Here is a 23,585-nt window from a genome sequence, read left to right on the forward strand (position 1 = left end):
GCCGCGTGGGCGGCCTTTTTAGTTAGTTCATATTACTCTGCTTTGGGCGTTGCGTTTTCGACACGGCTTTTTAACTTCTGGCCGGGTCTGAAGGTCACCACGCGGCGGGCTGTAATGGGAATATCTTCCCCCGTCTTCGGGTTACGGCCCGGACGTTGGTTTTTGTCTCGCAAATCAAAATTGCCAAAACCGGAGAGTTTTACCTGCTCACCATTTTCCAGAGCACGACGGATCTCTTCGAAAAACAGCTCTACCAGCTCTTTGGCATCCCGTTTGCTAAGCCCAAGCTTATCAAACAGATATTCTGACATTTCAGCTTTTGTAAGCGCCATAGGTTCAATCCCTCAATGATGCCTGGAATCGCTCTTTTAATGCCTCTACACATTTGGCGACGGTAGCGGCAATCTCCTCTTCTTCGAGTGTACGGCTGGTATCCTGAAGGATAAGGCTAATAGCGAGGCTCTTGAAACCTTCTGCTACGCCCTTGCCGCGGTACACGTCAAATAAGTTTACGCCAACTACCTGATTTACGCCAACTTTCTTACATTCGGCCAAAATATCTGCTGCGGGCACATTTTCCGCGACCACAACCGCGATATCACGGCGGTTTGCCGGGAAGCGGGAGACGTCCTGAGCCTGAGGAATAACGCGGTCAGCCACCGGGTTCCATTCCAGCTCGAACACGATGGTACGGCCGTTCAGGTCCAGCTTGCGCTCCAGCTCAGGGTGAACAACCCCAATAAAACCAACGCGTTTGCCGTCTAAATAGATGGCTGCGCTCTGGCCCGGATGCAGAGCCGGGATGGCTTCTGCGCGGAATTCAATTTCAGATAATTTACCGGTCAGATCCAGAATCGCTTCCAGATCGCCCTTCATATCGTAGAAATCAACCGTGCCTTTTGCCAGGTCCCAGTGCTCTTCATAGCGGTTGCCGCTGATGGCGCCAGCCAGCATGAGATCCTGACGGATGCCTAAATTTGCCTGATTATCCGGTACAAAGCGCAAACCGCTTTCGAAAATTCGCACGCGGTTTTGCTGACGATTCTGGTTGTAAACGACTGTGCCAAGCAGGCCCGTCCACAGAGACAGACGCATCGCGGACATTTCGCTGGAGATTGGGCTTGGCAGGATCAGCGCCTCCTGGCCCGGGTGGATCAGCTGCTGCAGCTTTGGATCCACAAAGCTGTAGGTGATCACTTCCTGGTAGCCTTTGTCGTTCAGCATGGTTTTCACACGCTTCAGGGACAGGTCGGCTTCACGGTGGGAGCCCATCACCAGACCTGCCTGCACAGGCTCGTCAGGGATGTTGTTGTAGCCGTAAACGCGGGCCACTTCTTCCACCAGATCTTCTTCAATTTCCATGTCGAAACGCCATGATGGCGCAACGGCTTTCCACTCGTCCTGGCCTTCGGTCACTTCGCAGCCCAGACGCGTCAGGATGTCGGTCACCTGCGCATCCGCAACGTGATGACCAATCAGGCGGTCCAGCTTGCTGCGGCGCAGGGTAATGGTGGCACGCTTCGGCAGGGTCGCGTCGTTAGTGACGTCGATAACCGGGCCCGCTTCGCCGCCGCAGATGTCGATCAGCAGGCGGGTCGCACGTTCCATCGCTTTGTACTGCAGCGCCGGGTCAACACCGCGCTCGTAGCGGTGGGAGGCATCGGTATGCAGGCCGTGACGGCGTGCGCGACCGGTGATGGAGAGCGGGCTGAAGAACGCGCATTCCAGCAGGACGTTTTGCGTCTCATCATTCACGCCTGAGTGCTCGCCCCCGAAGATACCGCCCATTGCCAGCGCTTTGCTGTGGTCAGCAATCACCAGGGTGTCGGCATTCAGTTTGGCTTCGCTGCCGTCCAGCAGAACCAGGGTTTCGCCCTCTTTCGCCATGCGCACAACGATGCCGCCGTCGATACGATCTTTATCGAACGCGTGCATTGGCTGGCCCAGCTCCAGCAGAACGTAGTTGGTCACGTCAACCACGGCGTCGATAGAGCGGATACCGCAGCGGCGCAGCTTCTCCTTCATCCACAGCGGGGTTGGCGCTTTCACGTTGATGCCTTTCACCACGCGACCAAGGTAGCGCGGGCAAGCATCCGCAGCGTCAACCTGAATAGGCAGCACGTCACTGATGGTCGCTTCAACCGGCGCGATGTCCGGCGCGTTCAGTTCGGTCTTGTTCAGCACGGCCACGTCGCGCGCCACGCCGATGATACCTAAGCAGTCGGCACGGTTTGGCGTGACGCTGATTTCGATGGTGTTGTCATCAAGCTTCAGGTATTCACGGATATCGGTGCCGACTGGCGCATCCAGCGGCAGCTCAATGATGCCGTTGTGGTCGTCGGAAATACCCAGCTCGGAGAAGGAGCACAGCATGCCTTCAGACGGCTCGCCGCGCAGCTTAGCCGCTTTAATTTTGAAATCGCCCGGCAGCACCGCTCCCACGGTCGCCACGGCCACCTTCAGGCCCTGACGGCAGTTTGGCGCACCGCAGACGATATCCAGCAGACGGTCACCGCCCACGTTCACTTTTGTCACGCGCAGTTTGTCAGCGTTAGGGTGCTGGCCGCACTCTACCACTTCGCCGACGACCACGCCGTTGAAGGCACCGGAAACCGGCTCAACGCCGTCCACTTCCAGACCCGCCATGGTGATCTGGTTAGAAAGCGCGTCGCTGTCCAGCGTGGTGTTCACCCACTCGCGTAACCACAGTTCACTGAATTTCATTGTTCTGTCCTGCCCTTATTTAAACTGTTTGAGGAAACGCAGATCGTTTTCGAAGAATGCACGTAAGTCGGTCACGCCGTAGCGCAGCATGGTCAGACGCTCCATGCCCATGCCGAAGGCAAAGCCGGAGTAAACTTCCGGATCGATACCCACGTTGCGTAGCACGTTTGGATGCACCATGCCGCAGCCCAGCACTTCCAGCCATTTGCCGTTTTTACCCATCACGTCAACTTCCGCCGACGGTTCGGTGAACGGGAAGTAGGACGGGCGGAAACGAACCTGCAGGTCTTCCTCAAAGAAGTTGTTCAGGAAATCGTGCAGCGTGCCCTTCAGGTTGGTGAAGCTGATATTTTTATCAACAATCAGGCCTTCCATCTGGTGGAACATTGGGGTGTGGGTCTGATCGTAGTCGTTACGATAGACGCGGCCCGGCGCGATAATACGGATTGGCGGCTCCTGATCCTTCATGGTACGGATCTGAACGCCGGAGGTCTGAGTACGCAGCAGACGCGTAGCGTCGAACCAGAAAGTGTCGTGGTCAGCGCGTGCCGGATGATGGCCAGGAATGTTCAGGGCGTCGAAGTTATGGTAATCATCTTCGATTTCCGGGCCAGTCGCCACGGTAAAGCCGAGCTCACCGAAGAAACTTTCAATGCGATCGATGGTGCGGGTAACCGGGTGCAGACCGCCGTTTTCGATACGGCGACCCGGCAGAGAAACGTCGATCGTCTCTGCGGCCAGACGCGCATTAAGGACCGCGCTTTCCAGCTCGGCTTTGCGCGCGTTCAGCGCCTGCTGTACCTGCTCTTTGGCTTCGTTAATCACCGCACCGGCTGCCGGGCGTTCTTCTGGCGGCAGCTCGCGCAGGGTTGTCATTTGAAGGGTCAGGTGCCCTTTCTTCCCAAGATATTCGACGCGGACATTGTCTAACGCGGCAACATCTGAGGCCTGATTAATGGCGGCTGTTGCACTGGCAACCAGCTCTGCGAGATGTGACATGATTTTCCTCATTATGTCGGTGCAGACACCGATTTGGTGGAGTTATTCTCTCAAATTCAGGCACAAAAAAAGCCTCCATCGGGAGGCTTATCTGGCGCTGTTTTTCGTTTCATCTTTCACGCGCTAGCCTCCTGAAATCAGGTGCTAAAGTAAAAGAAGAAGCGGAAAATAGCAGCATTCATGCTTGCGTTACCTTGTCTGGTAAAAACCGTTAAGACCTTATTGAAAAGCCTGGACGGGTAAAAGTCAATGTTCTGATGATGTTAAAACAAAAGAGGGAGCAAAGCTCCCTCTCTCAACTGGCTTATGCCAGTGCTGCTTTCGCTTTTTCGACCAGAGCGGTGAACGCTACTTTGTCGAATACTGCGATGTCAGCCAGGATCTTACGGTCGATTTCAACAGAGGCTTTTTTCAGGCCGTTGATGAATTTGCTGTAAGAAATACCGTTCTGACGTGCTGCTGCGTTGATACGCGCAATCCACAGTTGACGGAACTGACGCTTACGCTGACGACGGTCACGGTAAGCGTACTGACCTGCTTTGATAACAGCCTGGAAGGCAACGCGGTAAACGCGTGAACGCGCACCGTAGTAGCCTTTAGCTTGTTTCAAAATTTTCTTGTGACGTGCACGTGCAATTACACCACGTTTTACGCGAGCCATATGTGCTCTCCTGTATCTATATTCTTAGTAAAAAAATTAAACGTTAACGGCTTATGCGTACGGCAGGCACGCGATAACCAGACCCAGATCGCCTTTAGAAACGAGGCCTTTTGGACGCAGGTGACGTTTACGCTTAGTAGATTTTTTGGTCAGAATATGACGCAGGTTTGCGTGCTTACGCTTAAATCCACCACCACCGGTTTTTTTGAAGCGCTTAGCAGCACCGCGTACGGTCTTAATTTTTGGCATCTTAATAACTTCCACTTCGCATTGTTAAATAAACGAAACATAGGCGAACAAAACCTATGAAACCCGAAGGCTCCACAGATTTTGCTGCTTGAAGGCCTTACTGTTTCTTCTTAGGAGCGAGCACCATGATCATCTGGCGGCCTTCGATCTTCGTAGGGAAGGATTCGACTACTGCCAGTTCACTCAGATCGTCACGGACGCGGTTAAGCACTTCCATACCAATCTGTTGGTGGGCCATCTCACGACCGCGGAAACGCAGTGTGATCTTGGCCTTATCGCCATCTTCCAGAAAGCGAATCAGGCTGCGGAGTTTTACCTGATAATCGCCATCGTCGGTACCAGGACGGAATTTGATTTCCTTAACCTGGATAACTTTTTGCTTCTTCTTCTGTTCCTTAGAAGACTTACTCTTTTCATAAAGGAACTTGCCGTAGTCCATGATACGACAAACTGGCGGTTCGGCGTTAGGGCTGATTTCAACTAAATCTACTCCAGCTTCTTCAGCTTTTTCGATCGCTTCTCTCAGACTCACAATCCCCAGTGGTTCACCTTCAAGATCTGTTAAGCGAACTTCCTGGGCGCGAATCTCGCCATTGATACGATTCGGACGTGCCGTTTGAACTCGTTTTCCGCCTTTAATACCTTATTCCTCCAGTTGTTGAAGACTGCGGCTGCGAATCTCTTGTTGCAGCTTCTCAATCACTTCACTTACGTCCAGGCTCCCCAGGTCTTTACCACGGCGGGTGCGAACGGCAACTTTGCCTGCTTCCACCTCTTTATCACCACAGACCAACATATACGGGACACGACGTAAAGTGTGCTCGCGGATTTTAAAGCCAATCTTCTCATTTCTCAAGTCTGCTTTTACGCGAATGCCCGCATTTTGTAGTTTCTGCGTCAATTCTTTAACGTAATCCGCCTGAGAATCGGTAATGTTCATCACCACGACCTGCACTGGCGCAAGCCAGGTTGGGAAGAAGCCAGCGAACTCTTCGGTCAGGATGCCGATGAAGCGCTCCAGAGAACCGAGAATTGCACGGTGAATCATTACCGGTACCTGACGCTCGTTGTCTTCGCCAACATAAGAGGCGCTTAAACGCTGCGGCAGGGAGAAGTCCAGCTGTACAGTACCGCACTGCCATGCGCGATCGAGGCAGTCATACAGGGTAAATTCAATTTTCGGACCGTAGAATGCGCCCTCGCCCAGCTGGTATTCGAACGGAATGCCGTTCTCTTCCAGCGCCACGGCGAGATCCGCTTCTGCGCGATCCCAGGTCTCATCGCTACCGATACGTTTTTCCGGACGCGTTGAGAGTTTGACAACGATCTTCTCGAAGCCAAAGGTGCTGTACATATCGTAGACCATACGAATACAGGCGTTAACTTCGTCACGAACCTGATCTTCAGTACAGAAGATATGCGCATCATCCTGAGTAAAGCCACGAACGCGCATCAGACCGTGCAGCGCACCTGATGGCTCGTTACGGTGGCAGCTACCGAACTCCGCCATACGCAGCGGCAGGTCGCGGTAGGATTTCAGACCCTGGTTGAAGATCTGAACGTGGCCCGGGCAGTTCATTGGCTTGATGCAGTATTCACGGTTCTCAGACGAGGTGGTGAACATCGCATCTTTGTAGTTGTCCCAGTGGCCGGTTTTTTCCCACAGCACACGGTCCATCATGAACGGGCCTTTCACTTCCTGATACTGGTACTCTTTCAGCTTGGAGCGTACGAAAGTTTCCAGTTCACGGAAGATGGTCCAGCCGTCGTTATGCCAGAACACCATACCCGGCGCTTCTTCCTGCATGTGATACAGGTCAAGCTGCTTACCGATTTTACGGTGGTCACGCTTCGCCGCCTCTTCCAGGCGCAGCAGGTACGCGTTCAGGGCTTTTTTATCGGCCCACGCGGTACCATAGATACGCTGCAACATCTTGTTGTTGCTGTCGCCACGCCAGTAGGCGCCCGCGATCTTCATCAGCTTAAAGTGATGACAGAAGCGCATGTTCGGCACGTGCGGTCCACGGCACATGTCGACGTATTCTTCGTGATGGTACAAGCCAGGCTTGTCATCATGAGCAATGTTTTCGTCAAGAATAGAGACCTTGTAGCTCTCGCCGCGCTTCACGAAGGTTTCACGCGCTTCGTGCCAGCTGACTTTCTTCTTGATGACGTCATAGTTCGTTTCGGCGAGCTCGTGCATGCGTTTTTCGAGCGCGTCGATATCTTCCTGAGTCAGGGTGTGGTCGAGGTCAACGTCGTAGTAGAAACCGTTGTCGATAACCGGACCGATCGCCATTTTGGTGTTTGGCCACAGCTGTTTGATGGCATGACCTAACAGGTGCGCGCAGGAGTGACGAATGATCTCCAGACCTTCTTCGTCTTTCGCAGTGATGATTGCAAGCGTCGCATCGTTTTCGATCAGATCGGAGGCATCCACCAGCTCACCGTTAACACGGCCAGCGATAGTCGCTTTTGCGAGACCAGGACCAATGTCCAGGGCAACATCCATTGGGCTAACAGCGCGGTCGAAATGGCGTTGACTGCCATCAGGAAGAGTAATTACAGGCATTTTATATCCTTATTTGCAGTGATGCCCCACACATAAGAGCATATACAAAGAAAATAATCGTGATTTGACAATAGATTACGACACCATCTGACCAACAATCGTCAAATTGGTTCGTCATCATTCACCTGCCGAATTCAGATTAATGCGGATTTACGGCAAGCGACGTAATGTTAACACTAACGCAAAGGAGATTGCACCCTCTGCGGCCAGATTGATGGGCTGGCACTTTCGTACGAATTTGCAGGTTGCTTCTCCCCTGCGCTCGCATTTCGAAGATGCTGGGCTACTCTTGAACAGGTCCTTAAACCCAAAGGTGCATACCATGAACGTATCCAGCAGAACGGTTGTGATATTGAATCTCCTTTCCGCCACAGGTTTATTGTTGATTCTAGCCGAACGATTCCACTGGTTCTGAGCCGCCCCCTGCGCTGGCATAACCTAATCGATCCTGAGAAGGGGCATATTTCGGCCCTGTTTGGTAGACTGTGGATATCAACGAACAAGGATTAGGTTATGCCAACAAAACGATTTGCCGTAAAACACTGGAAAATGGTGCTGGTGCTGATTGCCATCTGCGGCGCAATGCTGCTACTCCGTTGGGCGGCAATGATTTGGGGCTAGGGGCGAAGACAGGTCATCAGAAGGGACGTCAAAAAACCACAGACAATAAACGGGCCGACATCATCGTCGGCCCGCTTTCATTACATTCTATAACCCAGTGATACCGTGGTTCTGCGGTCGGTATGATCCGGCGCAGATTCTGGTGGTGAAGAGTTCCAGGTCACGTTGTAGGCCACTTTCAGACCAAAGTGTTCGTTGATAGCCACGTTCAGCGCCGTCTCAGAGTTCAGCGTCGTGTCGTCGGCACCAAATACAGAAACACCCTGGGTAAATTTGGTGTTGTCAGTCATCTGCCAGGCATAGGTACCGGAAGCGTAACCGAGCGGTTGGGTTTTGGTATCGCCATTGGTGTACTCGTCATAACGCACACCCGGACCGAATTCAAAACGGAGGCTGTGTACCGGACCGTTCAGGAACTGGCGACCATAACCGGCGGTGAACACATCGCGCTGGCGATAACCGTTGTAACGGTCGGTTAACCAGCTTGCCTGTCCAAACAGGTAGTCATAGTCGGTCATGTTGTAACGGCTACGTCCGCCTACCGCATATTTCTCGGAAGAACGTTCGTCATTAGCGGACGTGTTGCTGGCATTACCCCACAGAGACCAGGCGGTGGTGTTGCCGTACCAGGTGAGCGTACTGTCCGCCGTCAGAGAAGAGCTTTTCGTGTTACCGGATTGTGCCAGGTACCCGGCGTTCAGGTTACCTTCAAACGGTTTTTTCGCGGTGGAAGGATCGTCCATGACAGTAAAAACGGTATCATCAGCGGTCGCGTTCATAGCCGCAAACACGCCACCCGCCAGCATCAGTGCAGCGGGCACTGTCTTTAAAAGCTTCATTTTATTAAGGAGTCCGTACAACAAAAAAAGAGACCACACGGTCCCGGAATCTTTCTTGAGGATCAATGACAAGGCGTCCAGAGAAAGGTAACAAATTATAAAAAGCCGCAAATAACATAGCAATGTTTTCTTATTTCATTTTTTGAATAAGAACGATCTCAAAAAGCGTTTTATTTTATATATCCCCCGCCCCACTTTTTGTCAGTATTCATATTTAAAATCATACTGTTATTTACATTGCCTTCCTGTCAAATGGTGCCAGGCTAATAAGAACCCATGCTAAAAGGAGGTAATGATGGTTTCTATCTATACTCTGACGCTCTCCCCTTCCCTGGATTCCGCCACCCTGACGCCGCAGATTTACCCGGAAGGTAAATTGCGCTGTAGCGCCCCGGTCTTTGAGCCCGGCGGCGGCGGGATCAACGTGGCGCGCGCCATTACACACCTCGGCGGCAAAGCTACGGCTATTTTCCCCACCGGCGGTGCCACCGGCGAACACCTTGTCTCTCTGCTGGCAGATGAACAGGTGGCCGTAGAGACCGTCGAGGCCAAAGACTGGACGCGGCAAAACCTGCATGTCCACGTAGAATCAAGCGGCGAGCAGTACCGTTTTGTCATGCCGGGCGCGAAACTCAGCGATGACGAGTTTCGTCAGCTTGAAGAGAAAGTGCTGACCATAGAAAGCGGTGCGCTGCTGGTGATAAGCGGCAGCCTGCCGCCCGGCGTAAGCACGGAAAAATTAACGGCTCTGATTCAGGCGGTACAGCAGCGCGGCATCCGCTGCATTGTCGACAGCAGCGGCGAGGCCCTGCAGGCGGCCCTGGTGCCGGGCAATCTGGAGCTTGTTAAACCCAACCAGAAAGAGTTAAGCGCGCTGGTCAACCGCGAACTGACGCAGCCTGATGATGTTCGCACCGCCGCGCAGGAGCTGGTACGCAGCGGCAAAGCCCGACGCGTAGTCGTCTCACTTGGCCCTCAGGGGGCGCTGGCCGTCGATGAATCATCGTCCGTTCAGGTTGTCCCACCGCCAATGAAGAGCCAGAGCACGGTTGGCGCGGGCGATAGCATGGTGGGCGCGATGACGCTAAAACTGGCGCAGGGTGCGTCGCTGCTGGAAATGACACGCTACGGCGTGGCGGCGGGTAGCGCCGCAACCATCAACCAGGGCACGCGTCTCTGTTCACTTGCCGATACGCAAAAAATCGTCGATTACCTGTCCCGAAATTAACCCCTTTTCCCCTTCGTCTTTACGGAGGGGAATGTCCTCTCTGAGTCGCCAAACGCAAACTATCGACTATGCTAAGAAAACTTCCATGATAACAATGAGGTGAATTATGAGCAGTGGTGACATCACACGTTACGTCGTGACCATCAACCTTCATGAAGCATCGCTGACCGAGCTGAATGAGCTCAACAATGCTTTCACCCGGGCTAATTTTCTCCTCACCCTGACGGATGACGAGGGCAATATTCATGATTTAGGCACCCTGGCATTTGGTCTGATCGCCGCCCTGAGCCAGGAAGAGGTTCATGCGCTGGCCGCCAGTCTGGTGGAAAGCGTGACCGACAAGCCTGCCGAAATCGGCGTGGATACCTGGGAAAGCTGGCGGAAAAAAGAACAATAAGTGCGCTGTATGAATTTAAACCGCTCAGGTGTGCGTTAGTTCGTATTTTTTTACCGCCATTATGCGCTAACTTTATGATCTGGCAGACAACATGGGAGAGACAACATGTGGCAGGCTATCAGTCATCTTTTACGTGAGCAGCTGGGTGAAGGTGAAATTGAACTGCGTAACGAACTGCCAGGCGGTGAAATTCACGCCGCGTGGCATTTACGCTACGCAGGGCGCGATCTTTTCGTTAAGTGCGATGAGCGAGAGCTGCTTCCGATATTTACCGCCGAAGCCGACCAGCTGGAGCTGTTGTCGCGCAGTAAAACGGTGACGGTCCCGCAGGTTCTGGCCGTGGGGAGCGACCGCGACTACAGCTTCCTGGTGATGGAGTATCTCCCCGCCCGGCCGCTGGATGCCCATAATGCGTTCATTCTCGGCCAACAGCTAGCGCGCCTGCATCAATGGAGCGACCAGCCGCAGTTTGGTCTCGATTTTGACAACGATCTCTCTACCACGCCACAGCCCAATGCCTGGCAGCGTCGCTGGTCGACATTTTTTGCCGAGCAGCGCATTGGCTGGCAGCTTGAGCTGGCCGCCGAGAAAGGGCTGGAATTTGGCAATATTGATGCCATCGTCGAGCACGTTCAACAGCGTCTGGCATCCCACCAGCCTCAGGCGTCTCTGCTTCACGGCGATTTGTGGTCCAATAACTGCGCGCTGGGTCCCAACGGCCCCTATATCTTTGACCCGGCCTGCTACTGGGGTGACAGAGAGTGCGATCTTGCCATGCTGCCGCTTCATCCGGAACAGCCGCCGCAGATATACGACGGATACCAGTCTGTTTCCCCCCTGCCGCCCGGTTTCCTCGACCGCCAGCCGGTGTATCAGCTTTATACCCTGATGAACCGAGCCATTCTTTTTGGCGGAGAACACCTTGTTAACGCGCAGCGGGCGCTTGAGCGTATGCTTGCCGCCTGAGAAGAAAAGGGTGGCCTTGCCGCCACCCCTATCGCTTACAGAAAACCGAGCAGTGAGAAGAAGAAGTATCCCGCCACAATGATGATGACGGGAAGGATATAGAGCGGGAAAATTTGCAGGAAAATGGTGTGACGCGGCACAACAATGCGGGATTCAATCTGCTCCCGACTCATCCCTTCCGGGCCTTTGGCCTGCTCCAGAATCAACTGATCCTCAACGCCTTCGCGTAAAAAGCGCGTCTGGCGACTCATTCTCGCGCCAGAGGCCTGCAGTGCCAGCGCGACAAAGATGAGGGCGTATATCACCCAAAAGCCGATGTTCAGCTGTTGATGAAAATCCGGGGTGGGTGAGTTAAACCAGAAAACATTCAAAAATGGCGTATTAAAACGCATCATCTCAATCATGACATGAGCGAAATCAAGCATTACCGCATTGATACCCGGCTGTTTTTCACTGTGATCGTACATAAATTTGAGTACAGAAATCAGCGTAGAAATGACGGCAGGAATAAAAATAACCCAGCCAGCAATGCGTTTTAAGACCGCAATGCGTCCAGCTTGTTGATACGTCATCAGTTCCTCTTCATAAAGACGCGTTATTTGTGCCTAAGTCTACCTGCTGGCCATCAATTTCGCCCGATCTTTGAAAGCAATATGCTAAATTGCAGATTGTGCTTAGCACGTATCGTCTGTCGAACACCTGGATAAGGAGACGTTGTGATGTCGACACCGCGCCAAATTCTTGCCGCAATTTTTGACATGGATGGATTACTGATCGATTCCGAACCGCTGTGGGATCGCGCCGAACTGGATGTGATGGCCAGCCTGGGCGTGGATATCAGCCGCCGTAATGAACTTCCCGATACGCTGGGCCTGCGCATCGATATGGTGGTTGACCTGTGGTTTGCCCAACAGCCGTGGGTGGGTCCCGATCGCGATGAGGTGACCGCACGCATTATCAGCCGCGCCATTTCTCTGGTGGAAGAGAACAGGCCGCTGCTGCCCGGCGTACGCGAGGCCGTTGCGCTGTGTAAAGCCCAGGGGCTGAAGGTCGGACTGGCCTCGGCTTCACCGCTGCATATGCTGGAAAAAGTGCTCACGATGTTTGAACTGCGCGACAGTTTCGACGCGCTGGCGTCCGCTGAAAAATTGCCTTACAGCAAGCCGCACCCGCAGGTCTATCTGGACTGTGCCGCAAAGCTGGGCCTGGATCCTCTCAACTGCGTTGCGCTGGAAGATTCCGTTAACGGTATGGTGGCGTCGAAGGCTGCGCGGATGCGCTCCATTGTGGTGCCCGCTGAAGAAGGCCGTCACGATCCCCGGTTTGCGCTTGCCGATGTGAAGCTTAATTCGCTGGCAGAACTCACGGCGCATCACCTGCAGGGCAGTTAGCGCCCTCCTCCGGTTTGTGACAAACAGTTACACCGTCACCTCTTCCGCCTACTGTATAAAAACCCTATACTGTATGAATTGACAGTTTTGTGGGTTTTATCATGACGGCGGAAGGCCACCTGCTTTTTTCTATTGCGTGCGCGGTATTTGCCAAAAACGCTGAACTCACCCCCGTGCTGGCACAGGGGGACTGGTGGCATATTGTCCCTTCCGCCGTATTGACCTGTCTGCTGCCCGACATTGACCATCCCAAATCCTTCCTCGGGCAACGCCTGAAGTGGGTGTCGAAACCCATCGCCCGCGCGTTCGGCCACCGGGGGTTTACGCACAGCCTGCTGGCCGTATTTGGCCTGCTGACGCTTTTCTATTTAAAGGTGCCCGAAAGCTGGATAGTCCCCGCCGATGCCATCCAGGGGATGGTGCTGGGCTATTTAAGCCATATTCTCGCCGATATGCTGACGCCTGCGGGCGTGCCGCTGCTTTGGCCCTGCCGCTGGCGCTTCCGTTTTCCCATCCTCGCCCCGCAGAAAGGAAACCAGCTTGAGCGCGTATTGTGCATGGCGCTGTTTGCTTACGCCGTCTGGATGCCGCAAACCTTGCCCGAAAACAGTGCAGTTCGCTGGTCATCCCAGATGATTAATTCGCTGCAATTTCAGTTTAATCGCTTTATTCATCACCAGATTGAACAGTAAACCAACAAAATTATCTCATTTGTCATAACCCATTCCATTTGGATATAAGCGCTACATCACACTTCTGCTAACCTTCCGCCAACAGGATCGGTAAAAACCGACCCAATAATAAATCAGGAGAACGGGGATGAATTTTCCACTCATCGCGAACGTCGTTGTGTTCGTTGTATTGCTATTGCTTCTCGCGCAGGCGCGCCACAAACAGTGGAGCCTGGCGAAAAAAGTGCTGGTTGGTCTGGCCATGGGTGTCGTATTTGGTCTGGCATTACAGGCAATTTATGGCTCCGATAATCCAGTTCTGAAAGACTCTATTCAGTGGTTCAACATCGTCGGTAACGGCTATGTCCAGCTGCTGCAGATGATCGTTATGCCGCTGGTGTTCGCCTCTATTCTGAGCGCCGTGGCCCGCCTGCATAACGCCACTCAGCTGGGAAAAATCAGTTTCCTGACCATTGGTACGCTGCTGTTCACCACGCTGATTGCCGCGCTGGTGGGTGTGCTGGTCACCAACCTGTTTGGCCTGACCGCAGAAGGTCTGGTTCAGGGTACCGCTGAAACGGCGCGTCTTACCGCGATTCAAACCAACTACGTGGGTAAAGTGGCTGACCTGACCGTGCCGCAGATGGTGCTCTCCTTCATTCCGAAGAACCCGTTTGCTGACCTGACCGGTGCGAGCCCAACCTCGATCATCAGCGTGGTTATTTTCGCCGCGTTCCTGGGCGTAGCGGCGCTGAAGCTGCTGAAGGACGACGCGCCAAAAGGCGAACGCGTGCTGACCGCGATTGACACCCTGCAAAGCTGGGTGATGAAGCTGGTTCGTCTGGTCATGCAGCTCACCCCTTACGGCGTGCTGGCGCTGATGACCAAAGTGGTTGCCGGCTCTAACCTGCAGGACATCATTAAGCTGGGCAGCTTCGTTGTCGCCTCTTATCTGGGCCTGGGCATTATGTTCGTGGTGCACGGCATCCTGCTGGGCGTGAACGGCGTCAGCCCGCTGAAATACTTCCGTAAAGTCTGGCCTGTGCTGACCTTCGCCTTCACCAGCCGTTCCAGCGCAGCCTCTATTCCGCTGAACGTTGAAGCGCAAACCCGTCGTCTGGGCGTGCCTGAATCCATCGCCAGCTTCTCTGCCTCCTTTGGTGCCACCATTGGTCAGAACGGCTGTGCGGGTCTGTACCCGGCGATGCTGGCGGTGATGGTTGCGCCAACCGTGGGTATCAACCCGCTGGATCCGGTTTGGATTGCCACGCTGGTCGGGATTGTTACCATAAGCTCCGCAGGCGTTGCGGGTGTTGGCGGCGGTGCAACCTTCGCCGCGCTGATTGTGCTGCCTGCGCTGGGTCTCCCCGTGACGCTGGTCGCGCTGCTGATCTCCGTTGAGCCGCTGATCGACATGGGTCGTACCGCGCTGAACGTGAGCGGCTCCATGACCGCCGGTACGCTGACCAGCCAGTGGCTGAAGCAGACCGACAAAGCGATTCTGGAAAGTGAAGACGACGCCGAGCTGGCGCACCGTTAATCACTTTAGAAATAAAAAAACCGCCTGATGGCGGTTTTTTTATGGCTGTTATTCTTCAACCTCTTCATCCTGGCGGATCTGCATCGCCCACCGCTGCGCCGATTCCGGCACCGTAAACGTGGGTGAACGACGGAAGTGTTCGCCGATCAGCACAAAGGCCACATATTTCCCCCGCAGCTGCCAGACATCGCGAAAACCCTCCACTTTCAGGGCATGGTCAGGCGGCGCGGGCTCAACGCGGGGCACATAGCTAATAACCTGGCGGTTTTGTTGACGAAGAGGTTTCATAAGCGACTGGTTCACTAAAGCAAATTCTTGAAGCAGGAAAATTCTATGATAGCCGATCCTGCTGCCTTCCGTCGCGCTCCGAGTGGGTGGGATGGCTCCTTTCGCTAATGACGGCATGTGAAAACTCTTAGTTCGCGAGCCATCTCGCGACATTGTTCTATCCTTAATAGGGTTTTTAGCAATGGATAAAGGAGAAGCGTGCAATGTCGAACAAAGATAAAACACATCAATCACCGATTCATGGCACTGAGGAATCTCAACCGGGTATGGACTCTCTCGCCCCTGCTGACGGCTCTCACCGCCCCTCCCCTGGCCCTTCCGCACCGGGCGAACAGCCTACCGCGCCGGGAAGCGTGAAATCGCCGGACACGGGAAACGAGAAGCTGAAATCGCTTGAGCCACACCGTAAAGGCGGCGAAGGTTTTGCGCTCACCACCAATCAGGGCGTGCGCATTGCTGACGATCAGAACTCCCTTCGCGCAGGCGCGCGCGGGCCAACCCTGCTGGAAGACTTTATCCTGCGGGAAAAAATCACCCATTTCGACCATGAGCGCATTCCGGAACGCATCGTTCACGCGCGCGGTTCCGCTGCGCACGGCTACTTCCAGCCATACAAGAGCCTGAAAGCGATCACCAAAGCGGACTTCCTCTCCGACCCGGACAAAATCACTCCGGTATTTGTGCGCTTCTCCACCGTACAGGGCGGCGCCGGTTCGGCAGATACGGTTCGGGATATCCGCGGCTTTGCCACCAAGTTTTATACCGAAGAGGGTATTTTCGATCTGGTGGGCAATAACACCCCGGTGTTCTTCATTCAGGACGCGCATAAATTTCCTGACTTTGTCCATGCGGTAAAACCGGAGCCCCACTGGGCCATACCGCAGGGACAAAGTGCGCACGACACCTTCTGGGACTACGTCTCCCTGCAGCCTGAAACCTTACACAACGTGATGTGGGCGATGTCAGACCGCGGCATTCCGCGCAGCTATCGCACCATGGAAGGGTTTGGCATCCACACCTTCCGTCTGATCAACGCCGAGGGTAAAGCCACGTTTGTGCGCTTCCACTGGAAGCCGGTGGCGGGTAAAGCCTCGCTGGTATGGGACGAGGCGCAGAAGCTGACCGGGCGCGATCCGGACTTCCATCGCCGCGAGCTGTGGGAGTCCATTGAAGCGGGCGACTTCCCGGAATACGAACTGGGCCTGCAGCTCATACCGGAAGAGGACGAATTTAAGTTTGATTTCGATCTTCTTGACCCGACGAAGCTGATCCCGGAAGAGCTGGTGCCGGTTCAGCTGGTGGGTAAAATGGTGCTCAACCGTAACCCGGATAACTTCTTTGCCGAGAACGAACAGGTCGCGTTCCACCCTGGGCATATCGTACCGGGGCTGGATTTCACCAACGATCCGCTCTTGCAGGGACGTTTGTTCTCGTATACCGATACGCAGATCAGCCGTCTTGGCGGACCGAACTTCCACGAAATTCCAATTAACCGCCCAACCTGCCCGTACCACAACTTCCAGCGCGACGGGATGCACCGTCAGGATATTGATACCAACCCGGCTAACTATGAGCCGAACTCCATCAACGATAACTGGCCGCGTGAAACCCCTCCCGGGCCGAAACGCGGTGGATTCGAATCGTACCAGGAGCGTATCGACGGCAACAAAATTCGCGAGCGCAGCCCGTCGTTCGGCGAGTATTACGCCCACCCTCGCCTGTTCTGGAACAGCCAGACGCCGATTGAGCAACAGCACATTATCGGCGGCTTCAGCTTTGAGCTGAGTAAAGTGGTGCGTACCTACATTCGCGAGCGGGTGGTCGATCAGCTGGCGCGCATTGATATTCAGCTCGCCCAGAGCGTTGCGGATAACCTGGGTATTACGCTGACCGATGAGCAGCGTAATCTTGCGCCGCCGAAAGAGGTTAACGGCGTGAAGAAAGATCCGTCCCTGAGCCTGTATGCCGTGCCGGGTGGCTCGATTAAAGGCCGCGTGGTCGCCATCCTGCTGAACGACAACACCCGCGCCAGCGACGTGCTGGGGATCATGCAGGCGCTGAAAACCCAGGGCGTGCATGCGAAACTGCTTTATTCCCGCATGGGGGAAGTGACCGCCGATGACGGCTCCGTGCTGCCGGTGGCGGCAACCTTTGCCGGGGCGCCATCGCTGACCGTCGATGCGGTGATTGTGCCGTGCGGGGATATTGACAGCCTGCTGAATAACGGTGACGCCGTGTATTATCTGCTGGAAGCCTATAAGCACCTTAAACTGATCGCGCTGTCCGGCGACGCGCGACGGTTTAAGGCGCAACTGAAGGTGGCCGATCAGGGTGAGGACGGTATTGTCGAGGGCGACAATGTTGACGATGCGTTTATGACGAAGCTGTTTGATTTGCTCGCGGCGCACCGCGTCTGGTCACGCAGCAGTAAGATTGACCTGATCCCGGCGTAAAAACCATTCCCGGTTGTGCGGCCTGATGCCCTCACCCCGCCCCTCTCCCACGGGAGAGGGAGAAAACAATAAAAACGGTAACCCAGGTTACCGTTTTGCTTTTACCTCGCCACCCGGCACCTCTTACAGATCCCCAAACGTCCCCAACCGATACCCACGCTCGGCAATCGCATACTTCAGCGACGCCGACGTCAGCACGTCCAGCTCCGCCAGACGCGGCCAGCAGTAGGCGCTTTTCCGCACGGTATTATCGACAAAAGCAGGATGCGCCATGACCTCCAGCGACTTTTCCCCCCGCGCGGCGGAATCATCCAGCACCTTCAGGAACAGCGCTTCGTCGATCTCGTCGCCGTAAAATGCGCTGCTGAACCCCTCTGTGGTTGTCACGTCGCAGGCGGGCACACCACTCGCCTCACGATCCACGCGCATCGCCACGCCTTTGCGCTGAGCAAACTCCGCGACAATCGGGAAAATCACCGGGATCATGTGCACGTGGTGATGGCTGTCGATGTGCGTCGGCGCCTTACCAAACACATCAACAAAGCGGTTGAACTGACGCTCCAGCTCGCCGGCAATCTCTTCAAGCGGCAGAGCATCCTGCTCCGCCAGTTCCCAAATCCACTTGCCCAGCTGTCCGTCGCGCGTCAGGCCCGGCATTGGCGAAAGCGGCATCCCGAGCGTCAGCACAAAATGCATGCCGACGCTCAGCTCCGGCACCTCGCGGCTCAGCTGCGCCGCGTGTTCAACCGCCTCACCATTCACCAGTGCCGTGGTAGAGGTCACAACACCCCGACGACAGGCTTCAATAATGCCGTAGTTCTGGCCTTTCGAGAGGCCAAAATCATCAGCATTAACGATCAGCAGGTTTTCCATTGCGCGTCCTCTTAGTGGTGTTTGAACTTCAGCTTCTCGATCGTGGCGGCAAAGTTCGGCAACCATTTTTCATGCGCCAGGATCATCTCACTGGCCAGCTGCTCCGCATCGCGGTCGGAATGCACCAGCGGGCTAAGGTTCAGCGCCAGAAGCACGTCATTGAGCTCGCCGCTCAGCGCCGCATTGCTTGCCGCCACTTCAAAGCCTTTGATGGTGTGGATTAGGCCCATGACCTTATCATCGAAATGGGTGATGCGTGGATGCGGTTTAGCGCCATCGCGTCCCAGGATGCAGGTCATCTCAACCGCCCAGTCCGCCGGGATATTGTCGATATGGCCGTGGTGCGGCACGTTGACATAGTGCTCCGCCTGCTTGTCGTTGTAGATGGCGTTAATCACCTCGCACGCCGCATCGGAGTAGTAGGCCCCGCCGCGCTGCTCCAGCTCTTTCGGTTTGACGTTCAGGTTCGGATCTTTATACAAATCGAACAGCTGCTTCTCGACTTTCTGAACGATCTGCGCGCGCGCGCCGCCCTTATAGTACTCGCCCATTTCGATGGCCAGCATCTCTTTCTGCTTGAAGTAGTAAAGCAGGTACGAGCACGGCAGCAGGTTCAGCGAGCGGATCAGCCCTTCGCTGAACGGCAGGTCAAAGATGTTTTTCACCGATGCCGCCGTCAGGCGACCGGAAGCCACGCCGCCGAGCAGTTCGGCAAAGCGCGATTTTCCGTTCACGATAACGTCTTTAATGAACACCATGTGGTTCAGGCCGAACAGGTCGATAGAGAGATCGTCGCTGTCGGTCAGCGCCAGCACGTCGCGGATAAACATCTTCATACCGATCGGAATATTACAGACGCCGATAAAGCGTTTGAAACCGGTATGACGATAGACCGCCTCGGTCACCATCCCGGCCGGGTTGGTAAAGTTAATCACCCACGCGTTCGGGCAGATCTCCTGCACGTCTTTGACGATGTCGAAAATCACCGGAATGGTACGCAGACCTTTGAACAGGCCGCCCGCGCCGTTAGTTTCCTGCCCGAGATAGCCGTGGCTCAGCGGAATACGCTCGTCCAGCTCTCGCGCTTTCAGCTGACCCACGCGCAGTTGGGTGGTGACGAAATCTGCATCTTTCAGCGCCAGACGGCGGTCCAGAGTTTTATGCACGGTCAGAGGCACGCCCGCTTTCTCCACCATGCGCTTGCACAGGTCGAAAATAATATTCAGCTTCTCCTGGCCTTCCTCAACGTCCACCAGCCATAATTCGCTGACCGGTAATTCATGATAACGTTTCAGGAAACCTTCAAGTAATTCCGGGGTATAGCTGCTGCCGCCACCAATGGTTACGACTTTTAATTTCTTCTGCATAATATCTCCCTTAGCGTATCAGGTTAATCGCCTGCAAGGTATAGCGTACTCTTCCCGCTATTTGGGCAAGCCATTAAAGCAATATTTGTGGCGGGTAATCCGCCGAAAGTTAATTAATTACCGTTAAATTTTTCCGGTAACTGTTCGGTGTGAATGAAGTCAGTTTCTTAAAGGTCTTAATAAACAGGCTGGGACTGCTGTATCCTGACTCGTACGCAATATCGGTAACAGAGTAGTTGGTAATTTCCAGCTGTTTCTTGGCAAAATTAATGCGGATTTCATTAATAATTTGCACGGGTGTTTTACGATAATAGCGCTGCGTCGCACGGGTCAGATATTCCTGGGATTTTCCCGACAGGGACACCATATTTTCCAGCGCATTTTCGCTGAACTGGCCTTTATCGTGCATCAGCTCAACGGTGCCGCGCAGCCATTGCGGAATATCATCCGTCACCTGCTGCTCTTCACGATGGTGGCGCAGCCGGTTCATCACGTAGAAGGTCACCGTTTCAATAAACTCATCAAATTCATTGTCGCGGAAGTTAAGCGAGGCGATAACCGTTTCAATCCAGGTCATAAACTCGTTTTTGACACGATAGACCTGGGAGGCCACGAAGCAGAACGGCACCAGCGGCAGATAGTGCTTCTCAAAGAAGCGTCTGCTGACGCCCACATTCAGAATACGGGTGGCACCAAATTCGTAAAAGCTCTGGTGATAAGACCCCATCGGCAGGAAGACAAAATCTCCTCGCTCAAGCAGGACGCGCTTACCGTTGATCTCCTGGTAGTAGCGGCCGGTCAGAACAATCGTGAATTCGTAGTAGTCATGCTGGTGCAGACCACTGGCGCTCTCCGTTTTGTTGTAGATAACCACGTGAAAATTTTTGCCGTTAAACAGCTGCTGCTCAAGTGCGGTTTTAATTTCCATCGTGCTGACCTCCTGCTACTCAGTCTGACTTAGTGCATTTTCTCGTGAAGCTCAATGAGCTCCGCCACCAGCTCACGCGCCAGCATCGAGGTCATCAGGTGATCCTGCGCGTGGACCAGCACCAGGCTGACCTTCATCTTCCCTTCGCCCTGGTCGCTTTCAATCAGCTTTGTCTGCACCAGGTGCGCTTCGTTGAGCGCCGTGCGGGACTGTTCCATCATGGTTTTCGCGGCGACGAAATCCCCCTGCTTGGCCTGCTTCAGCGCGGCATAGGCCAGGCTTCGGGCCTGTCCCGAGTTGATGATAAGCCCCATCACCACTTCTTCGAGATCGTTCTCGACGGCTTCGTCTGCGACAATACTATCCAAATCTAACATTTTTAAGCTCCTTGTGGCTGGCGCGGGCTTCCCCGCGCCGGTCAATCTTAGAATTTCAGTGAGAGGGCGATATCCTCTTCGCTCTCTTCTTCATCAATAATGGTGGCTGCTTTGTTGGCAATCGCCACAAACGGCATGTACAGCAGGGTAGCAATCCCGAGGTTGAATATCGCCAGCAGGAAGGCCGCGACGCTGCCGTTGGTGTTGAAGAAGGCACCCAGGCCCGCCGGCATGGTCCACGGCGCAATGTTGGTGACCGGTGGAATAATGCCCAGGTAATACGCCGTCAGGGTAATGGCGGCCAGCAGCGGCTGAATCAGGATGAACGGAATGAACATTACCGGGTTCATGATGATTGGCAGACCGAACAGAATCGGTTCGTTAATCTGGAAGATGCCTGATGGCAGCGCCAGCTTCGCGACCTGACGATAGTCGGCACGACGAGAGACAATAAAGACCGCGATGATCAGACCCAAGGTCGCCCCGGTACCGCCCAGGAAGATATAGGAGTCAAGCATCGGCTTCGCCCACACATGGAAGGTTTTACCCGCTGCCAGCGCCGCGTCAACGGAGCCGTACTGCTGGTAAAGCGCAACGTTTTCCAGTGCCCAGGGGGTCATAATTCCGCTGTCCAGCGCGGCCAGTGCCAGTGAACCATGCACGCCAAAGAACCACAGCAGAGAGGTGAAAATCACATACGCCCAACCGACCACGCCACCCATCGACGCCAGCGGCGTAGAGATAGAGTCCATGATGATCTGGTGGAAGTTTGTGCCCCAGTGGGAGAGCGCCCAGGCGATAATCCCCATGATGGAGAGAATAATGAAGCCTGGAATCAACGCGGAAAATGAACGAGATACGGAAGCCGGTACGCTATCCGGCAGGCGGATAACCCAGTTGCGACGGATAATAAAGGTGAACATTTCTGCCACCACCAGGCCGATAACAATACCTGAGATGATGTTGGCCCCACCCAGCCAGTTGGCGCCAACGGCATAGGCTTCACCCACGCTATATGGCGTCACGGTCATAAAAGCGGCGATGGATAATAACCCGGCAGCCAGCGGATCCACTTTACGCTCTTCTGCCAGTGCCATCCCAATAAAGAAAGGCGCCATCAGCGACATAATCCCCAACGTACCGTTATAGACGTTGCCGCCGATGGCTTTAAAACCATTAAGGGTTTCAATAGTGGAAGCGTCTAACCGAATTCCTAATGAATAAAAGAAGGAACCTTCACCAAAGCTCAGAAAAACGTTGTTAATTAAAACGAACATGGCCCCGGCCAGCGTCAACGGCATTAATTTAATAAAGCCGTTTTTGATGGCGTTAACGTGAGGCTGCTTTCCTATTTTAACAGCAAAAGGAAGGAGTACCTTTTCAAGTGAAGCGATGACTTTACTCATAGGAAAATACCCTTAAATGCCGTAACGCATGTTACGGCGTATTGTGTGTGAAATAACTCTTTGACGGGAAAAATAAAAATTAATTAGCAGCTTTTTTAATTGCTGCCACAGCAGCTTTAAGAACACCTAAACCATCAATCTTGCCGTACAGCCCCGAGTCGATCACTTCGACCGGTTTATTCGGTAACAGTCGTTGAATTTCGGGCAACATATAGGCAATTTGCGGCCCCAGTAAAACGACATCGGCTGTCTGGCCTTTTTCGCCCGCCAGCGTCTCTGGAAACGCTTCAATCACCACAGGGACTTCATACTTTTCAGCCTGCGCACGCATCTTTGACACCAGAAGCGACGTAGACATGCCCGCTGAGCAGAACAGGTAGATATGTTTCTTTTCCATCGTGATTTCCCTCTTGTATGACTACCTGCCATCGCGCTATCACTCGACTCGCTGTCCCGGCAGACAGGTAGCTTGCGTACTGTTGTTTATCGTTGGAGTGAGTATACGCAATGGTACAGACAGGGGATAATTCTGGATAGGCTCAAATTGTCTCTCATTGACCTGGCTTGTTGACTCCCTTCACATTTCGGGCAAATAATTCGCGCAAAGAAATAAGATTTTCTGATACATAAAAAAACCGGCCCGTGGGCCGGTTTGTTAACATCTTCAGGCAAGCAGGGTTACTGCGCCTTAGGTGCCTGTGGATCGGTGTCGTATTCAGCACAGGTCTGATAGCCGGAGTTGATCACATGACCGGTATCATCCAGGGCGACGAAGTAGGTTTCTGCCTTACCATCACGTTGACCCAGGATATAGGTCTGGCAGGTTCCCTTCGCATGAATCATGGTCACTTCAGAAGAAGGTTTACCGGCAATCGCAGCCACCTGCGAACGGGTCATCCCTTTTTTGACGTCTTTTACTACGGGCTGCGTAAACTGATCCTTGGTGCGATCGTAAGCCGTACACCCTGCCAGCATAGTCAGTACCGCCGCTGCGCTAAGAATTCCTGCTACGTTCTTGTTCATATTCCGTCCTCT

The 23,585-nt window shown here is 54.0% G+C and carries 27 protein-coding genes and 1 other annotated feature; of the genes, 9 read left to right on the top strand and 18 right to left on the bottom strand.

Translation table 11 applies throughout. The features are described from left to right. Positions 1 to 32 precede the first annotated feature (32 nt). From ihfA to thrS, 8 genes are all read right to left on the bottom strand, one after another. Positions 33 to 332 (bottom strand): integration host factor subunit alpha, encoded by a 300-nt coding sequence (ihfA, locus tag NQ230_RS14060; RefSeq protein WP_003857805.1) that lies wholly within the window; start codon positions 330 to 332, stop codon positions 33 to 35. Positions 333 to 336: 4 nt separating this feature from the next. Further along, entirely contained in the window at positions 337 to 2,724 is a 2,388-nt protein-coding gene (gene pheT / locus NQ230_RS14065; RefSeq protein WP_121423438.1) for a phenylalanine--tRNA ligase subunit beta, read from the bottom strand. 15 nt (positions 2,725 to 2,739) lie between these two features. Next, the gene (gene pheS / locus NQ230_RS14070) at positions 2,740 to 3,723 is read right to left on the bottom strand and encodes a phenylalanine--tRNA ligase subunit alpha (protein WP_010426091.1); all 984 of its coding nucleotides are present in this window, start codon (positions 3,721 to 3,723) and stop codon (positions 2,740 to 2,742) included. Between the two features lie 62 nt (positions 3,724 to 3,785). After that, positions 3,786 to 3,910 (bottom strand) — a sequence feature (Phe leader region). Then, positions 3,861 to 3,905 (bottom strand): pheST operon leader peptide PheM, encoded by a 45-nt coding sequence (gene pheM, locus NQ230_RS14075; RefSeq protein WP_001386830.1) that lies wholly within the window; start codon positions 3,903 to 3,905, stop codon positions 3,861 to 3,863. Its footprint overlaps the feature before it by 45 nt. Positions 3,911 to 4,027: 117 nt before the next feature. Continuing rightward, positions 4,028 to 4,384 (bottom strand): 50S ribosomal protein L20, encoded by a 357-nt coding sequence (gene rplT / locus NQ230_RS14080; protein WP_000124850.1) that lies wholly within the window; start codon positions 4,382 to 4,384, stop codon positions 4,028 to 4,030. 51 nt (positions 4,385 to 4,435) lie between these two features. After that, positions 4,436 to 4,633, bottom strand: coding sequence for a 50S ribosomal protein L35 (gene rpmI / locus NQ230_RS14085; protein ID WP_003030583.1), 198 nt, complete (start codon positions 4,631 to 4,633; stop codon positions 4,436 to 4,438). 97 nt (positions 4,634 to 4,730) lie between these two features. Then, the gene (infC, locus tag NQ230_RS14090) at positions 4,731 to 5,273 is read right to left on the bottom strand and encodes a translation initiation factor IF-3 (protein WP_014069901.1); all 543 of its coding nucleotides are present in this window, start codon (positions 5,271 to 5,273) and stop codon (positions 4,731 to 4,733) included. Positions 5,274 to 5,276: 3 nt separating this feature from the next. Then, complete coding sequence (gene thrS / locus NQ230_RS14095; RefSeq protein WP_159513932.1) at positions 5,277 to 7,205, bottom strand: threonine--tRNA ligase; 1,929 nt, start codon at positions 7,203 to 7,205, stop codon at positions 5,277 to 5,279. Positions 7,206 to 7,527: 322 nt separating this feature from the next. Between thrS and yncL the strand changes: the two genes are divergently transcribed. After that, positions 7,528 to 7,620 (top strand): stress response membrane protein YncL, encoded by a 93-nt coding sequence (gene yncL, locus NQ230_RS14100; protein WP_121424372.1) that lies wholly within the window; start codon positions 7,528 to 7,530, stop codon positions 7,618 to 7,620. 98 nt (positions 7,621 to 7,718) lie between these two features. After that, positions 7,719 to 7,826 carry a small membrane protein YniD gene (gene yniD, locus NQ230_RS14105; protein WP_008500658.1) on the top strand — a complete coding sequence of 36 codons (108 nt, stop codon included), beginning with the start codon at positions 7,719 to 7,721 and terminating at the stop codon, positions 7,824 to 7,826. 80 nt (positions 7,827 to 7,906) lie between these two features. Here yniD and NQ230_RS14110 read toward each other — a convergent pair whose 3' ends face one another. Further along, positions 7,907 to 8,665: a DUF481 domain-containing protein gene (locus NQ230_RS14110; RefSeq protein WP_029740435.1), complete on the bottom strand. Its 759-nt coding sequence runs from the start codon at positions 8,663 to 8,665 to the stop codon at positions 7,907 to 7,909. A 295-nt stretch (positions 8,666 to 8,960) separates the two neighbouring features. Between NQ230_RS14110 and pfkB the strand changes: the two genes are divergently transcribed. The 3 genes from pfkB to NQ230_RS14125 all read left to right on the top strand — a co-directional run bounded on the left by pfkB (position 8,961) and on the right by NQ230_RS14125 (position 11,256). Next, on the top strand, positions 8,961 to 9,893 hold the full coding sequence (pfkB, locus tag NQ230_RS14115; protein ID WP_121423437.1) for a 6-phosphofructokinase II: 933 nt from the start codon (positions 8,961 to 8,963) through the stop codon (positions 9,891 to 9,893). Between the two features lie 106 nt (positions 9,894 to 9,999). After that, a complete protein-coding gene (gene ghoS, locus NQ230_RS14120; RefSeq protein WP_257258040.1) occupies positions 10,000 to 10,290 on the top strand; it encodes a type V toxin-antitoxin system endoribonuclease antitoxin GhoS in 291 nt (96 codons plus the stop codon). A gap of 105 nt (positions 10,291 to 10,395) precedes the next feature. Continuing rightward, entirely contained in the window at positions 10,396 to 11,256 is an 861-nt protein-coding gene (locus tag NQ230_RS14125) for a fructosamine kinase family protein (protein WP_029740438.1), read from the top strand. 35 nt (positions 11,257 to 11,291) lie between these two features. On the opposite strand, the gene NQ230_RS14130 is transcribed toward NQ230_RS14125, so the two are convergent. Then, on the bottom strand, positions 11,292 to 11,828 hold the full coding sequence (locus NQ230_RS14130) for a YniB family protein (protein ID WP_023311291.1): 537 nt from the start codon (positions 11,826 to 11,828) through the stop codon (positions 11,292 to 11,294). 147 nt (positions 11,829 to 11,975) lie between these two features. Between NQ230_RS14130 and hxpB the strand changes: the two genes are divergently transcribed. From hxpB to NQ230_RS14145, 3 genes are all read left to right on the top strand, one after another. Then, positions 11,976 to 12,647, top strand: coding sequence for a hexitol phosphatase HxpB (gene hxpB, locus NQ230_RS14135; protein ID WP_193939914.1), 672 nt, complete (start codon positions 11,976 to 11,978; stop codon positions 12,645 to 12,647). Between the two features lie 101 nt (positions 12,648 to 12,748). Then, positions 12,749 to 13,339 (top strand): metal-dependent hydrolase, encoded by a 591-nt coding sequence (locus NQ230_RS14140; RefSeq protein WP_014883483.1) that lies wholly within the window; start codon positions 12,749 to 12,751, stop codon positions 13,337 to 13,339. 127 nt (positions 13,340 to 13,466) lie between these two features. Further along, positions 13,467 to 14,858, top strand: a complete 1,392-nt coding sequence (locus tag NQ230_RS14145) for an L-cystine transporter (protein ID WP_029740442.1) — start codon at positions 13,467 to 13,469, stop codon at positions 14,856 to 14,858. Positions 14,859 to 14,906: 48 nt separating this feature from the next. Here NQ230_RS14145 and cedA read toward each other — a convergent pair whose 3' ends face one another. Further along, positions 14,907 to 15,146: a cell division activator CedA gene (gene cedA, locus NQ230_RS14150; RefSeq protein WP_008500668.1), complete on the bottom strand. Its 240-nt coding sequence runs from the start codon at positions 15,144 to 15,146 to the stop codon at positions 14,907 to 14,909. Positions 15,147 to 15,349: 203 nt separating this feature from the next. Here cedA and katE point away from each other — a divergent pair, with 203 nt between their 5' ends. Next, positions 15,350 to 17,599 (top strand): catalase HPII, encoded by a 2,250-nt coding sequence (gene katE / locus NQ230_RS14155; RefSeq protein ID WP_257258041.1) that lies wholly within the window; start codon positions 15,350 to 15,352, stop codon positions 17,597 to 17,599. 123 nt (positions 17,600 to 17,722) lie between these two features. On the opposite strand, the gene chbG is transcribed toward katE, so the two are convergent. The 7 genes from chbG to osmE all read right to left on the bottom strand — a co-directional run bounded on the left by chbG (position 17,723) and on the right by osmE (position 23,573). After that, entirely contained in the window at positions 17,723 to 18,472 is a 750-nt protein-coding gene (chbG, locus tag NQ230_RS14160) for a chitin disaccharide deacetylase (RefSeq protein WP_121423433.1), read from the bottom strand. 11 nt (positions 18,473 to 18,483) lie between these two features. Beyond that, complete coding sequence (locus tag NQ230_RS14165; protein WP_257258042.1) at positions 18,484 to 19,839, bottom strand: 6-phospho-beta-glucosidase; 1,356 nt, start codon at positions 19,837 to 19,839, stop codon at positions 18,484 to 18,486. A 109-nt stretch (positions 19,840 to 19,948) separates the two neighbouring features. Beyond that, positions 19,949 to 20,767, bottom strand: coding sequence for a transcriptional regulator ChbR (gene chbR, locus NQ230_RS14170; RefSeq protein WP_047648049.1), 819 nt, complete (start codon positions 20,765 to 20,767; stop codon positions 19,949 to 19,951). A 29-nt stretch (positions 20,768 to 20,796) separates the two neighbouring features. Further along, positions 20,797 to 21,144 (bottom strand): PTS N,N'-diacetylchitobiose transporter subunit IIA, encoded by a 348-nt coding sequence (gene chbA / locus NQ230_RS14175; protein ID WP_121423432.1) that lies wholly within the window; start codon positions 21,142 to 21,144, stop codon positions 20,797 to 20,799. Between the two features lie 47 nt (positions 21,145 to 21,191). After that, positions 21,192 to 22,550: a PTS N,N'-diacetylchitobiose transporter subunit IIC gene (gene chbC / locus NQ230_RS14180; protein WP_121423431.1), complete on the bottom strand. Its 1,359-nt coding sequence runs from the start codon at positions 22,548 to 22,550 to the stop codon at positions 21,192 to 21,194. A 79-nt stretch (positions 22,551 to 22,629) separates the two neighbouring features. After that, the gene (gene chbB, locus NQ230_RS14185; RefSeq protein WP_008500676.1) at positions 22,630 to 22,947 is read right to left on the bottom strand and encodes a PTS N,N'-diacetylchitobiose transporter subunit IIB; all 318 of its coding nucleotides are present in this window, start codon (positions 22,945 to 22,947) and stop codon (positions 22,630 to 22,632) included. Between the two features lie 281 nt (positions 22,948 to 23,228). Further along, on the bottom strand, positions 23,229 to 23,573 hold the full coding sequence (gene osmE, locus NQ230_RS14190) for an osmotically-inducible lipoprotein OsmE (protein ID WP_010430142.1): 345 nt from the start codon (positions 23,571 to 23,573) through the stop codon (positions 23,229 to 23,231). Between the last annotated feature and the right edge of the window lie 12 nt (positions 23,574 to 23,585).

This window comes from Enterobacter asburiae (assembly GCF_024599655.1).
Taxonomy (GTDB): domain Bacteria; phylum Pseudomonadota; class Gammaproteobacteria; order Enterobacterales; family Enterobacteriaceae; genus Enterobacter; species Enterobacter asburiae_D.